Source organism: Deinococcus sp. QL22 (assembly GCF_023370075.1).
Classification (GTDB): domain Bacteria; phylum Deinococcota; class Deinococci; order Deinococcales; family Deinococcaceae; genus Deinococcus.
On the sequence record NZ_CP097149.1, the window covers coordinates 2,983,437 to 2,997,615 of the forward strand.

11 protein-coding genes are annotated in these 14,179 nt (G+C 61.7%); 8 read left to right on the forward strand and 3 right to left on the reverse strand.

The window, feature by feature from the left end:
• Positions 1–72 precede the first annotated feature (72 nt).
• The 5 genes from M1R55_RS14850 (at position 73) to M1R55_RS14870 (ending at position 7,560) form a co-directional block, all read left to right on the forward strand.
• Entirely contained in the window at positions 73–2,208 is a 2,136-nt protein-coding gene (locus M1R55_RS14850) for a TRAP transporter permease (RefSeq protein ID WP_249392498.1), read from the forward strand.
• 243 nt (positions 2,209–2,451) lie between these two features.
• The gene (gene uvrA, locus M1R55_RS14855; protein ID WP_249392499.1) at positions 2,452–5,580 is read left to right on the forward strand and encodes an excinuclease ABC subunit UvrA; all 3,129 of its coding nucleotides are present in this window, start codon (positions 2,452–2,454) and stop codon (positions 5,578–5,580) included.
• 47 nt (positions 5,581–5,627) lie between these two features.
• A complete protein-coding gene (locus M1R55_RS14860) occupies positions 5,628–6,290 on the forward strand; it encodes a hypothetical protein (RefSeq protein WP_249392500.1) in 663 nt (220 codons plus the stop codon).
• A gap of 135 nt (positions 6,291–6,425) precedes the next feature.
• Positions 6,426–7,112 (forward strand): thioredoxin domain-containing protein, encoded by a 687-nt coding sequence (locus M1R55_RS14865; protein ID WP_249392501.1) that lies wholly within the window; start codon positions 6,426–6,428, stop codon positions 7,110–7,112.
• A gap of 10 nt (positions 7,113–7,122) precedes the next feature.
• Positions 7,123–7,560: a disulfide bond formation protein B gene (locus M1R55_RS14870; protein WP_249392502.1), complete on the forward strand. Its 438-nt coding sequence runs from the start codon at positions 7,123–7,125 to the stop codon at positions 7,558–7,560.
• A 4-nt stretch (positions 7,561–7,564) separates the two neighbouring features.
• Here the strand turns inward: M1R55_RS14870 and M1R55_RS14875 are convergent, their stop codons facing one another.
• Positions 7,565–8,350, reverse strand: coding sequence for an SDR family NAD(P)-dependent oxidoreductase (locus M1R55_RS14875; protein WP_249392503.1), 786 nt, complete (start codon positions 8,348–8,350; stop codon positions 7,565–7,567).
• Between the two features lie 169 nt (positions 8,351–8,519).
• Between M1R55_RS14875 and M1R55_RS14880 the strand changes: the two genes are divergently transcribed.
• On the forward strand, positions 8,520–9,419 hold the full coding sequence (locus tag M1R55_RS14880; protein ID WP_249392504.1) for a carbohydrate kinase: 900 nt from the start codon (positions 8,520–8,522) through the stop codon (positions 9,417–9,419).
• A gap of 7 nt (positions 9,420–9,426) precedes the next feature.
• Here M1R55_RS14880 and M1R55_RS14885 read toward each other — a convergent pair whose 3' ends face one another.
• Both M1R55_RS14885 and M1R55_RS14890 read right to left on the reverse strand, forming a co-directional pair.
• Complete coding sequence (locus M1R55_RS14885) at positions 9,427–9,666, reverse strand: hypothetical protein (protein WP_249392505.1); 240 nt, start codon at positions 9,664–9,666, stop codon at positions 9,427–9,429.
• A gap of 436 nt (positions 9,667–10,102) precedes the next feature.
• The gene (locus tag M1R55_RS14890) at positions 10,103–11,458 is read right to left on the reverse strand and encodes an HD-GYP domain-containing protein (RefSeq protein ID WP_371827118.1); all 1,356 of its coding nucleotides are present in this window, start codon (positions 11,456–11,458) and stop codon (positions 10,103–10,105) included.
• 196 nt (positions 11,459–11,654) lie between these two features.
• Between M1R55_RS14890 and M1R55_RS14895 the strand changes: the two genes are divergently transcribed.
• Positions 11,655–12,386 carry a TetR/AcrR family transcriptional regulator gene (locus M1R55_RS14895; protein ID WP_249392506.1) on the forward strand — a complete coding sequence of 244 codons (732 nt, stop codon included), beginning with the start codon at positions 11,655–11,657 and terminating at the stop codon, positions 12,384–12,386.
• 104 nt (positions 12,387–12,490) lie between these two features.
• Complete coding sequence (pgi, locus tag M1R55_RS14900) at positions 12,491–14,137, forward strand: glucose-6-phosphate isomerase (RefSeq protein WP_249392507.1); 1,647 nt, start codon at positions 12,491–12,493, stop codon at positions 14,135–14,137.
• Positions 14,138–14,179: the final 42 nt, after the last annotated feature.

Below are 14,179 nucleotides of genomic sequence, written 5' to 3' on the forward strand. Positions count from 1 at the left end.
CTGAGTGGTTGGGGCCAGTCGCAACTCTCTCTGCGGCTGGCCCCCTGTCTTTTTCAAGAGAATGAGGTAAATATGAGTGACCCCACAAGACCCATCAGCAGCAACCCCAGCCTCACGCCACCCGGACAGGAAATGACCGAAGGCGAACGCCGCGCCATAGAGATGGTGGAAGCCGCCGAGACAGGTGGGCGCAAGCTGTTTGGCTGGCAGGCCAAGATGGTCACGGTCATCGCAGTCGGTTGGTGTCTGTTCCAGATGTACGCCGCTTATGTGGGTACCATCGTGCCGACGACGCTGCGCTCTATTCACCTTGGATTTGCTTTTGCACTGGCCTTTATGGTCTTTCCGTTCAGGAAAACGCCGGGCAATCCTCAAACCAAAGTGCCTTGGGGAGACTGGGTGTTGGGAAGCCTCGCGACGGCTGCAGCACTCTACTTTTTTGTGGAGTATTCCAACATCGCCAACAACGGTGGCCTGCGTGCCGATGCACCCTTAGACCTGATTGCCAGCAGCGCCCTCGTGGTCATGCTGCTGCTCACGGCTTGGCGCACCCTCGGTATCGCCATGCCGCTGATCTCGCTGGCCTTCATCTTGTTCGCCTTCATGGGATCGCGCGGCCTGATTCCGTTTATTCAGAGTCCCTTCCATAACGGCTACACGTGGCCGCAACTGATGGGCCAACTCGCCACCAACACCGAGGGCATTTTCGGCACGGCCATCGGCGTCAGTGCCCAAATCGTATTCCTGTTCGTGTTGTTCGGCGCGGTGTTCGACAAACTGGGCGCAGGCGACTGGTTTATGCGCGTGGCCCAGAGTTTGTTGGGCGGCTACCGGGGCGGCGCGGCCAAAGCCAGCATCCTCAGCAGCGGCCTGAACGGGATTATTTCGGGCAGCGCCGTGTCCAACGTGGTCACGGGTGGCAATATCACCATCGGCACCATGATCCGCACAGGATACAGCCGCGAAAAGGCTGGAGCCATCGAGGTCGCCAGCAGTTCTAACGGCCAACTGATGCCCCCGGTCATGGGTGCGGCGGCTTTCATCATGGCCCAAAACCTGAACATCGAGTACCGCTCCCTGATTTTGGCGGCGGCCATTCCCGCCTTCCTGTGTTACGCGGCGCTGCTGGTGGTGTCTCATATCGAGGCGCTGAAACTGAACCTGAAGGGCCTGCCCAAAAGCGAGTTGCCCCCTGTTCGCAAAACCCTCTTGGAAGGCTGGTATTACCTCGTGCCGCTGGGCTACCTGATCGGCGTGCTGACCTCTAACCCGGAAGCCAACCCGGAGCGCGTGGCCCTCACCACCATCGTCATCATGATCGTGATGATGTTCCTGCAAGAAGTATTCTGGGGCACCAAAGATGGCCGCAGCCCAGCCCGCAGCCTGATGGACGGGGGCAAGAAACTGATCGAAGCGTTTGAAAGCGGCGCACGTTCCATGATCGGCATCGCCATTGCCACCGCTGCCGCCGGAATCATCGTAGGGATCGTGACCATTACGGGCCTCGGCTTCGGGCTGGCCGACCTGGTGCAAAACGTCGCCAACCTGTTCAGCAACGAGTTTCTGCGGATTCTGGTCGTGCTGTTCATGGGCCAATTGATCGCTCTTATTCTGGGCATGGGCCTGCCCACCACCGCCAACTACATCCTCATGAGCGCCCTGATCGTGCCGATTATCGCCAAGATCGCGGGTCTGGATACGAGCAATCCCGCTGAGATGCTCCCCGTACACATGTTCGTGTTCTACTTCGGCATCATGGCCGACAGTACGCCGCCAGTGGCGTTGGCGGCGTTCGCGGCAGCGGCCATTTCGGGCGGCGATCCGCTCAAAACGGGCATTCAGGCCTTCCAGTACGAACTCCGTACCGCGCTCCTGGCCTACATGATGTTCTTCAACCCGGTGCTGCTGCTGATCGCAGAAGTGGACGGCAAGGCCACCCTCGGTGCTGTTCCGTGGGCTGAAGCTGTGCCCATGATCATCTTTGCCTTCATCGGGCTGGTGGCGTTCAGTGCAGCAACCCTGCGCTTCCTGCACCGCAAGACCAACCCTGTTCAGTTTATTTTGCTGCTGGTGGCATCGTTCATTCTGATCATTCCCACCAGCCTGAGCTGGAACGTGGGGGCGCTGAGCATGATCGCCCTCGTGTACTTCTGGCAAAAAGCCGGAAGCCGCAACGAGCCGAGTCAGCCCCTACCCGCCGCTGCCTAAGCTTTTTCCCCCAAAGCGCCTCTGCCCTGTGTGGGTGGGGCGCTTTTTTGTTGGCCCGCTTCAACCCCTTCACCTGACCCCCAGCCCTGAGGTTGGGCATTCCCCCACCTTGCCCCAAAGTGCTAGAATGGCCCGTTTTAGAGCGAAGGGGGCCAGCTCCCTTATGCATCCGACATAACCTGCCAGTTGCCGTAAAGCGCGTGCTGGCCGCCCTCAAAGTGTCAAAACAAAGGAGCTTCCGACTTGCAGAACCTGATTGTTCGTGGTGCGCGGGAACACAACCTCAAAAACGTAACGGTAGAGCTTCCCCGTGACCAATTCATCGTGATTACGGGTGTATCGGGCAGCGGCAAAAGTACGCTGGCCTTCGACACCATTTATGCCGAGGGCCAGCGCCGCTATGTGGAATCGCTGAGCGCTTACGCCCGCCAGTTCCTCGGCCTGATGGAAAAGCCGGATGTGGACGGCATCGAAGGATTATCTCCAGCCATCTCTATTGACCAGAAGACCACCAGCCACAACCCCCGCAGCACAGTCGGCACCGTCACCGAGATTCACGATTATTTGCGCCTGCTGTACGCCCGCGTGGGCACGCCGTACTGCCCGGTCTGTGGGCGCAAAATTGAAAAACAGAGTCCCAGCGAGATCACAGATCGCCTGCTGAGCGGCTACGAGGACGCCCGCGCTATTTTGCTGGCCCCGGTGGTTCGCGGGCGCAAGGGCGAATACCGCAAGCTGTTTGGTGACCTGCGGCGCGAGGGCTTTGCGCGGGTGCGGGTCGACGGCACGCTGTACGAGCTGGACGAGGCTGAAAAGCTGAAGCTGGAAAAGTTTGAAAAGCATGATGTAGACGTGGTGATTGACCGCGTGACCCTGCGCGGCAGCGACCGCACCCGCATTGCCGAGAGCGTGGAACTCGGCCTGCGCCGGGGCGAGGGCCTGCTGCGTGTGCTGATGCCCGAAGGCGGCCCAGACGGGGAAAGCGCCGAGGAACTGTATTCCGAAAAGTTTGCCTGCCCGGAGCACGGTAGCGTTCTGGAAGAACTCGAACCGCGCTCCTTCTCATTCAACTCGCCTTACGGGGCGTGCGGCGACTGCGCGGGCCTCGGCCACAAAAACGAATTCTCGCCGGATTTGGTGGTAGACGAGAAGCTGAGCATTGCCGAGGGCGCAATCCTGCCCTGGTCTAAGAAAGGCACGGGCGGCGGCGTGTACTACTGGGACAAACTGAAGGCCCTGTCGGAGCACATGGAATTTGACCTGAAAGCCCCCTGGCGCGACTTGCCCGAAGCCGCCAAAACCGCCATTCTGAACGGCCCCGGCGAACCCTTCGAGGTGATCTACCGGCGGGCAGGCAAAGAAACCATGCGCTTTATGACCGAATTCGAGGGCGTAATTACCAATCTGGAGCGCCGTTTTGCCGATACCGAATCGGACTTTATGCGCGAAAAGCTGGAAGAAATGATGGAGCTTCGGCCCTGCCCCACCTGTGCGGGCACGCGCTACAAGCCCGAAATCCTGGCGGTGCGGGTGGGCAGCCTCAATATCTCGCAGACCAGCGGCATGAGCGTGCTGGACGCCGACGCCTTTTTTGCAGGGTTGCAAGAAGGCACGCTGGATCATGACGCGGTCGGGCCGCACCTTGCCGGGCACCTGGGCGGCACGGCCAAAGCGCACGCCCCCGCCCGCTACGACTACAAACTGAACGTATTTGGCGAAGCGGTGGCCGCCCCGATTCTGAAGGCCATTCGCACCCGCCTGAAATTTCTGGTGGATGTGGGGCTGGATTACCTGAGCCTTGACCGCACCGCCAACACCCTCAGCGGCGGCGAGGCGCAGCGCATCCGGCTGGCGACCCAGGTCGGATCGGGCCTGACTGGGGTGCTGTACGTGCTGGACGAACCCAGCATCGGACTGCATCCCAAAGACAACCACCGCCTGATCGGGACGCTGAAGCACCTGCGCGACCTCGGTAACACGCTGCTGGTGGTGGAACACGACGAAGACACCATGATGGAAGCTGACTATCTGGTGGACATGGGGCCGGGTGCAGGCGTGCATGGCGGCGAAATTGTGGCGGTAGGTACGCCCGCCGAGGTGCGCGATAGCCCCCACAGCCTGACCGGGAAATACCTGCGCGGCGAACTGAAAATTGAGATTCCGGCAGAGCGGCGGCGCGGCAACGGCAAGCGCCTGAAGGTCATCGGGGCACGCGAACACAACCTGCAAAACGTGAGCATCGATATTCCGCTGGGCACCATGACCGTGATGACTGGCCCCAGCGGCAGCGGCAAATCCACCCTGATTCACGACATTTTGCACGCCACCCTGGCCCGCGAACTGAACGGCGCGAAGACCAGTCCGGGCCGCTATGACCGAATTGAGGGCATGGAGCATCTCGATAAAGTCATCGAGATTGATCAGTCTCCGATTGGCCGCACGCCGCGTTCCAACCCGGCCACCTATACGGGCGTGTTTACCGAGGTGCGCGACCTGTTTACCCGTACCCCCGAATCGCGCCGGCGCGGGTATCAGGCGGGCCGCTTCAGCTTTAACGTGAAGGGCGGGCGCTGCGAACACTGCAAGGGCGACGGCGTGATGAAGATCGAGATGAACTTTCTGCCCGACATTTACGTGCCCTGCGAGATCTGCAAGGGTGCGCGCTACAACCGCGAAACGCTGGAAGTGAAGTACAACGGCAAGACCATCAGCGACGTGCTGAACCTGACTGTGGAGGACGCCCGCGAGTTCTTCGAGGCCATTCCCGCCATTGAGCGGAAGATGCAACTGCTGTGTGACGTGGGCCTCGGCTATATGCGAATCGGGCAGCCCAGCACCACGCTGTCGGGCGGCGAGGCGCAGCGCATCAAGCTGGCGTCGGAACTGAGCAAGCGGGCCACCGGGAAGACCATCTACATTCTGGACGAACCCACCACCGGCCTGCACTTTGAAGACGTGCGCAAGCTGATGGAAGTGCTGCAACGGCTCGTGGAAGGCGGCAACACGCTGCTGATCATCGAGCATAACCTGGACGTGATGAAGTGCGCCGATCACATCATCGATCTGGGGCCAGAAGGCGGCGTGCGCGGTGGATTGGTGGTGGCGACTGGAACGCCGGAGCAATTGGCCGCCCACGCGACATCGCATACAGGCGCGTACCTGCGGCGTGTGCCGGGCATTACGCCTGCCGGAGAACCGGAAGCTGTGGCCGCGAAACCCGCCAAAGCTGAAGCCAAAGCTCCTGCCAAGAAGGCATCGGCCAAAGCGAAAGCGGCAGCGACGGTGGTAGAACCGGAGTCGGAAGAACCGGAGCGTGAACTGGTGGCCGCTGCCCCCGCCCGCAAGGGACGCGCCAAAAAGAGTGACCTATGATTCAGGGTGAACTTCAAGTCATGGTGAACTATGATCACGGGTAAGCCATGACCACGCCTCCTCCAAACCTCTCCAAGTCAGACGCAGCCAAGGGAGATTCGGTCACGCCTGACTTGCCCTCAGACTTCACCACTCCCGCGCGACCCTCCCGTGCCCAACGGCTCCGTGCTGCACGACGCCGCGCCGGATGGCTGGATGTGGCGCGGTTGGTGGGCGGCTGGGCGCTGCTGGCGGTGCTGGCCTACTTTATGTGGACACCCGGAGACTGGCCGGTGCGCCTGCTGGCGTGGGTATTGCTGGTCATTCTGGCCGATGAATTTGGCGGCTGGTTCGGCTATATCGGTGTGGTGCTGGGAGGGCTGGCCTTCCTGAGTCCAACTGCACCACCTGCCCAATGGCTCATTATTGTGCCGCTGGTGGGCGGGGCACTGATGGCCCTGCTGCTGATCAAGCATTCGGGCGGGCCGCTGGTGCTGCCATTTGCGGGGCTGCTGTTTGCGGGGACACTGCTGGCGGTGGGCCGCTTTGGCCCCAGAATAGACCCCACGCTGACCCTGCCCGCCAACCCGGAATTTCAGCGCACGGCGATTCTGGCCATGCTGGTGGGCCTCGGCTTCAGCTTTGTACGGCAGATCATCAACAGTTTAATTAAACGCCGTGCCAGACGCCGTGCAGCCAGACTGTCGGGCGTGCCGGAACTGACGACCTGAACCTTATCCCTTTTCACCCTATCTCTCTTCACCCTGCCCCTCTCGGCCCGTCCAGAGGGGCGTTTTTGTTCGCTCCAATGACTTGCCTCAGCGTTCTGCTCCGCTCATCTGTCCGGTTGGTACACTGGCCGCACCATGACCCGTCTTCAAGGAACCAACCCCAACCGCACCATTCTGGTGATCGGCACTCTGCTGGCTGCTGCCCTCATCGCTATCGCCCTCTTCGCCGTGCGCGGTCAACCCAGTGGCTCCAGTCAATCGGTCAACTTCAATCTGTCGGGTCAGCCGGTGCTGGGGCAGGCCGACGCACCCGTGACGATGGTGGTCTTCGAGGATTTCAAGTGCCCCAACTGCAAACGGTTCGAGGATGAATTCTTGCCCGAACTGAAGACCAAATACATTGACACAGGCAAGGCAAAATTGGTGTCGATCAACTACCCGTTCCTGGCGCAGAGTGCCCGCCTGCCCACCGACGACAGCAAACTCGCTGCGCAAGCCGTGGAGTGCGCGTTTGTACAGAGCAACGACCTGCACGAGAGCTACAAAGCGGTGCTGTTTCGAGGTCAGGGAAACGAATCGGCAGTGTGGGCCACCAAAAGCCGCCTGAAAGACTTGGCCGCCAACGTGGAAGGATTAGACACCGCCAAATTTGCCACCTGCCTCGACAATGACGAAACTGCCGCCGCTGTGGATGCCGACGAGAAGCAGGCTGTGGACGCCAAAGTCGCCGGAACGCCCGCCATCTACGTGAACGGCAAATTGGTGGACAGCTACGCCACCGCCTCGGTCAGCGCCGCTATAGACGCTGCCCTGATGAACTAGGGCGCAGGCCATGACACGTGACAACCGCCTGTATCTGGCGTGGGTGGTGGCCCTGCTCGCCACCATCGGCAGTCTATGGTTCAGCGAATCGCGGGGCTTTATTCCCTGCGTGCTGTGCTGGTTTCAGCGCATCGCCATGTATCCGCTGGCGTTGCTGCTGGGCATCGCGGCACTGCGGGGCGACCTGAACATTCGCGCCTACGCCTTGCCACTCGCCGCAGTGGGCTGGGTGGTGGCCCTGATTCACAACCTAGAAGACTGGGGCGTCATTCAGAGCCTCAAGGTGTGCGGAGTCGGCCAGACCACCGCCGGCTGCGACGTGCAGTGGCCTATCTGGGGCGGCGGCGCACTGGCGGGCCTGAATTCCATCATCACCATTCCGGTGTTGGCGCTCACTGCCTTTACACTGATCATCGGCCTGCTGAGTTGGGGCAGGCGGCGCATGTGAAGGGCTAAACCGGTCTACCCGCCATCATAAAACTGGCGGTCATGCCGCCGTCTACGGGCAAAATAACGCCTGTCAGAAAGCTGGCCTCTTCACTTCCCAGAAAGTAGACGGCCTGCGCGACTTCTCGCGGCTCTCCGAGGCGGCGCAGGGCGTGGAGGTCTTCGTAATCCCGGCGGGTCTGTTCGGGGTCGGCGCTCGCGGCTATGGCCTGCAACACCGATTCGGTACTGATCGCGCCGGGGGCAACTGCATTGACGCGCACCCCACGCGGCGCGAGGTCGAGGGCCATCGCACGGGTCAGGTTGACCAGGCCGCCCTTACTGGCGTTATATGCGGCGTTGCCCTGCTCGGCCAACAGTCCCTGCACACTCGCCACGTTGACGATGGCGCTCCCCCTTGGCATCAGGTCGATCAGCTCGCGGGTCAGCAGCAGCGGGGCACTCAGGTTTACGTTCAGGGCGCGTGACCAACCGCGTGCGCTTACATCGAGGACGCCGCCGTGTGCGCCCTGATAGGCGGCATTGTTGACCAAAAGGCCCACGCCACCCAGGTCACGGGCAGCGCGGGCGATGCGGTTGCGTCCCGCAGCACTGGCGACGTCGGCCCTCAAACGCAAACTGCCCTTCAGCAGCGGCGGCAAATTCAGGTCTACGCCGAGTACCGGATGGCCGCGCTCTACGTACAACTCTGCGATGGCCCGGCCAATTCCGCGTGCAGCACCGGTGACCACCACACCTGCAAGCGAGGTGGACGAGGCCGTTGGAGTGGCCGGAAACGGAGAGGCAGCCATTCCCTAGTGTGACCCGGCTGTGCTGATAATGAGTAGACGGATAAACAGAATGAAGAAAAGCTCAAGGGGCGGCTGATAGTGGCGGCCCTTGGAACGGCCTGATCCATACTCTGGTGCGATTAGGCAACACAGCCGCCCAAATTGGGCCGATGCTCTAAAGTAGGCGCGTATGACATTGCCCTTGATTGTGAGTGCTGGGGAAGCACTGACCGACCTCGTAACTGGCGGCGGAAACGTCTGGAACGCGCATCCCGGAGGGGCAGGCTGGAACGTGGCGCGAGCCTGTGCGCGGCTCGGCGTTCCCAGTGCCTTTGCGGGTGCGGTGGGGCAAGACAACTTTGGAGACGACCTCCTGCGCGAATCTCTGGAAGCGGGCCTTGATCCGCGCTTTTTGCAGCGTGCGCCCGCGCCGACGCTGATGGCGGTGGTGTATTCCAAGTCACCGCCCGCCTACCGCTTTTTGGGCGAAAACAGCGCCGACTTGCACTTCGACCCCACGGCTCTCCCCGATGGCTGGCTGGGCGCGGCCCGCTGGCTGCATGTGGGCGGCATCAGCCTTGCGCGTTGGCCGCTGGCCGATACGCTTCTGGGCCTGATAGAAGCGGCGCGGGCGGCAGGCGTCAAGATCAGTTTCGATCCCAACGCCCGTATTTCTCACCGCCACCCCGACTATCCCGCCGTGTTCGGGGCCGTGATGCGCCGCGCCGACCTGATCAAGCTCAGCGATGAGGATTTAGGGGTGTTCTTCCCCGGCCTCAGCGAAGACGACGCCCTTCGCGAGTTGCGCGGCATGAATGCCCGTTCGCCCATCGTGATTACACGCGGCGCGGCGGGCGCGACCCTGTTTCAGTCGGCGGGCCGCCTAGACCTGCCCACCACACCCGTACAGGTTATGGACACGGTGGGCGCGGGCGACGCCCTGTGCGCTGGAATGCTGGTCAGCGCCACCGAGCATCCGGACGCCCTCTGGAACGACCACCTGCAAGTCGGACTTCGGGCTGCCGCTGCCGCCTGTGCCCGTGCCGGAGCCTACGCGCCTACACGGGCCGACTTGGAAGCGTTGAGGTAAAGCAGGGTCACTCGCGCACCTGCTCCCAGCGCACGGCCTCGCCCGATGCACACTCGGGAAAAGTGGGGGCCGAAAATGTTTGATAGGGGTGCGGGCACAGCGTCAGCACAGGCACATGGGGTAGCAGTGCCGTCTCGCGCACCGTCCAGACACTCAGGCCCACTACGGTATGGCCTGCCCGCCGCATTCCGGCCACCAACAGGCGGGCGTCCGTGCCTGTGCTGATCAGGTCGTCTACCCCCACCATCCGCTGTGGAGAGTCCAGAATATTGATGCGGTGATACCAAATTGCGATGATTCTCGCGAATCATCCGAGCGGAGCGAGTGGCAAAGAGTACGGGCTGGCAGCGATGGACGAACATCTGGTGGGATTGCAGATGTTTGGGAGTCAGAGCAAGTCCCCATGAAACGTCATTTGCTTGTCTTGCAGACTCCCGAACGCTACAGGCAACTTCAGATGACGCGCCACGAACGCAACCAGCACCGCCCCACATTGGCTGGCTCCGACGGTCAGCTCAGCATTAGGCCAGTGAACCTGAATATGGTATGCCTGCGCTTCAGCCAACCAGTCCAACCGCACCGGATAGCGTACCAGTTCGCCCTTTTCCAGCCATTCGCGTGTAGCCCATACTTGAAAACTGTGTGACCGTCACGGCGAATCCGGCATCTTTGATTGTTGCAACTTACGATACCAAGCGGGCGTCGTCGTGTTCGGCCATCATTCGAAGGAACGCATCGACGTACTGCGGATCGAACTGGCGGCCCGCCTGCATCCTGATCTCGTTCAGGGCGCGTTCGCGTGTCCAGGCAGGCTTGTAGGGCCGGGCGTTGGTCAGCGCATCGAACACGTCCACGATGCTGAAGACCCGCGCCGTTTCGGGGATGTTTTGACCGCGCAGTGCGGCGGGGTAGCCCGTGCCGTCCCAGCGTTCGTGGTGATAGCGCACCAAATCCAGCGTCTCTGCGGGCAAAAAATGCAGGTCTTGCAACATGTCGTAGCCCACGGTGGTATGGGTCTGAATAATGCGGCGTTCTCCAGCGTCCAGCGGGCCTTGCTTGTGAAGAATCCGGTCTGGAATGGCGAGCTTGCCCAAATCGTGCAGATACGCGCCCCAGCGCAGGGCTTTGACCTGATCTTCGTCCCAGCTCATGCGGCGAGCAAGGCGCACACTCATGCTGACCACCCGGCTGGTATGCCCGCCGGTGTCGTCGTCACGGCGCTCTAGCGCGGCTCCCAGCGACCTCAATGTAACTTCGTTGGCATCGCGCAGATCGCTGATGGCCTGCCACTGCCCCAGCTGCGACCCCAAGAGGCGGGCAAACGAGGCGATGACGCTCTTTTCGTCCTCGTCAAAGTCACGGTCTTCGGCGCGGGTAATGATCAGCACGCCGAGGTGGGTGGTGGCCCGCCCGTACACGGGAGCCACATGGTATTTCTGACGCTGGGTTTTGGGCAGCAGGGTCAGGGCTTCTTCGGCCACCCAGTGGTCGGCCTGTACGCTGCGGCTGTCGCTGTCGCTGGGGTGAATAGGCTGCTCTAAAAAAACTTCGTATGCGCCTTTGGCCGCCAGAATATGCGGCGTGCCTTTGCGGTAAGCCACGAAGGCCAGGTTGGGAGCCACCCGCAATTTGTCCAAAATGCCCACGCCAGCGCGGATAATCGCGTCGGCGTCACGGGCGTCGGCCAGTCGCTCGCTGCCCACCCGCAGGGCGTCTATGGTGTTGTGCTGCCACGCCATTTCCCGCACCGACGCTTGCTCGCGCAGGGTCAATAGGCCAAGGCCGCCAATAACGCACAGCGCCCCCAACAATTCGGGAACAGTGGGGGCCGAACCGGGCAAGACCAAAGTCGCCAAAAAAGCGGCTGGATACACTGCCAGGGCTGTCCAGCGCCAGATGCCGCCCAGCGGCCAAGACGCGGCGGCCAACACCAATGCAGATCCTGCCAACAAGCCCTGTTGATCGGTTACCGCAGCATATCCCAGCACCAGCAGAGCGAGTACCAGCACAAAATAGGTCAGGGGGCCGACGCGGAACACCCCAGAAGTTTAGCACTCGTTTTGGTGCGTTCTTGGATGAACAGAAGGGATGAGTGGCTCTATCGGCTCTGACCAGGTGGAGACTTCACAACAACATGAACACAATCTCATCTGGAGAGTAAGGCTTAGTCAGGCAGCGCTGGGCAGCGGCGCGGTATTGTGAAACCGTGAGAGGCAAGACTGGGGAGACCCGCCTATGAAAGTCGACCGGGAAGAGCAAGACGACGCCCGGCGCGAACGCATTGCCCGCGCCGCCTTTGAACTGTTCGCCCGCAGCGGCCTGGACCAGACCAGCGCGCAGGACATCGCCCGCGCCGCGTTTGTAAGCCGTACCAACCTCTACCGCTATTACCCCAGCAAGATTCATATGCTGCTGGCCCACTTCGAGCGCACCGTGACCGACACCCGCGACGAGGCGATTCGGCGGCTGGGTGCGGGTAGCCCGCCGCAGGCGGTGTGGGGACAGGTAACGGCAAGAATGGCCGACCTGGGCGTGCGCTACCGCCATCTGGTTGGCGCAGTGGGACAGGCCGTCTTGGGGGCCAGACACCACGACGCCCCGGCAGACGCTCCGGCCCATCCGGGGACGCCTGCCGCCATGCACGACATTCGTACCGCCGTGACCTTGGTGGCGCTGGTGGAACCCGTCCTGATCGCCATGCGCCATCAGGGGCATATTCGGCCCGACACCAACACTCAGTTCCTGGCATCGCTGTTTGTCGATGCTTGCCTGCTGGCCCTGCTGCACGGCGGCCACCGCAACCAGCGTGAGGTGTTGCGTGACTGGCAAGACCGCTTTACGCTGATTATGCACGGCGCACTGGCGCCAGGCCTAAGCGTGGCAAGCATAGACGGTCAGGTGTCGGCGCGGGTCACGCTGGAGCCGCTGGAAGCGTCCAATGTGATTGTGCATTCTTTGAAAGGCTGACCAGCCTATTGGCCTTACACCTCGCCGAATATCTAGCCGAACATCTAGAAGGTGTTCAGGCAAGCGCCGACGCGGGGGGGTAGGGCCGGGGGTATGCTCAGCGCATGTCGAACCCCGCCGCGCTGACCCACCTTCCCGCCTGGCAAGCCCTGACGGCCCATTTTGCGGCCTTCAAGCATACCCACCTCCGCGACCTGTTTGCCGCCGATCCTGTGCGTGGTGAGCGACTGAACGCCCAGGGCGCGGGCCTGTATCTGGACTACAGCAAGCACCGCGTAACCGACGAAACGCTGACGCTGCTACTAAACTTGGCCCGCGAAACTGGCCTGGAAGCCAAGCGCGACGCGATGCTGGCGGGCGAGAAAATCAATGTGACCGAGGGCCGCGCCGTGCTGCATACCGCCCTGCGTGCCCCACGCGGCGCGGCGGTGATGGTGGACGGCAAGAATGTGGTGCCGGATGTACATGAAGTGCTTGACCGGATGGCGACTTTTGCCGACTCCGTGCGGGCCGGGCAGTGGTTGGGCTTTACGGGCAAACCCATTCGCAATATCGTCAATATCGGCATCGGCGGCTCTGACCTTGGCCCGGTGATGGCGTATGAGGCCCTGAAACACTACGCCCAACGCGATCTGACCCTGCGCTTCGTGTCCAACGTGGACGGCACCGACTTGGCCGAAAAGGTGCGTGACCTGAACCCCGAAGAAACGCTGGTGATCGTGTCGAGCAAGACCTTTACGACTCAGGAAACGATGGCGAATGCGGCAAGCGCCCGCACTTGGTTGCTGGCAGCTTTGGGCGACGACGCAGCGGTGGCGCGGCACTTTGTAGCCGTATCCACCAACGCCGACGCCGTGGGCAAATTCGGCATAGACACCGCCAACATGTTCGGTTTCTGGGACTGGGTGGGCGGGCGCTACAGCATGGACAGCGCCATCGGCCTGAGCCTGATGTTGGCCATCGGGCCGGACGGATTCCGCGAATTGCTGGCCGGATTTCACGAGATGGACGAACACTTCCGGACTGCGCCGCTGGAGGCCAATCTGCCCGTGCTGATGGGCGTCTTGGGCGTCTGGTACAACAACTTTTTTGGTGCAGAAACCGTAGCCATTTTGCCCTACGATCAATACCTGTCGCACTTCAGCGCGTACTTGCAACAACTGGACATGGAGAGCAACGGCAAGCACATCACGCTCTCTGGTGCGGTCACGGATTACCAGACTGGTCCGGTGATCTGGGGACAACCCGGCACCAACGGCCAGCACGCCTTCTATCAGCTGATTCATCAGGGCACCAAGCTGATTCCCTGCGACTTTATCGGCTTTGCCCGCACGCTGAACCCCATGCCCGTGCAGGGCGGCCTGACCCACCACGACCTCCTGATGGCAAACGTCTTCGCCCAGACCGAGGCGCTGGCCTTCGGCAAAACGCTGGACGCCGTGCTGGCCGAGGGCATTGATCCGGCACTCGCCCCCCACCGCGTCTTTGACGGCAACCGCCCCACCTCTACCCTGCTGGCCCACCAACTCACGCCGCGCATTCTGGGGGCGCTGATCGCCCTGTACGAACACAAGGTCTTCGTGCAGGGAGCCATCTGGGACATCAACCCATTCGACCAGTGGGGCGTGGAACTGGGTAAAGTGCTGGCCGGAAAAATCGTGCCGGAACTGGGCAGTGAGGAGCAACCGCAGCTGGCGCATGACAGCAGTACAAACGCGCTGATTCGGTGGTATAGGGAAAAGCGGGTCTAAAACAGGATCGTGGAGCTTAAAACGTGGAAACAGCCAAAACCA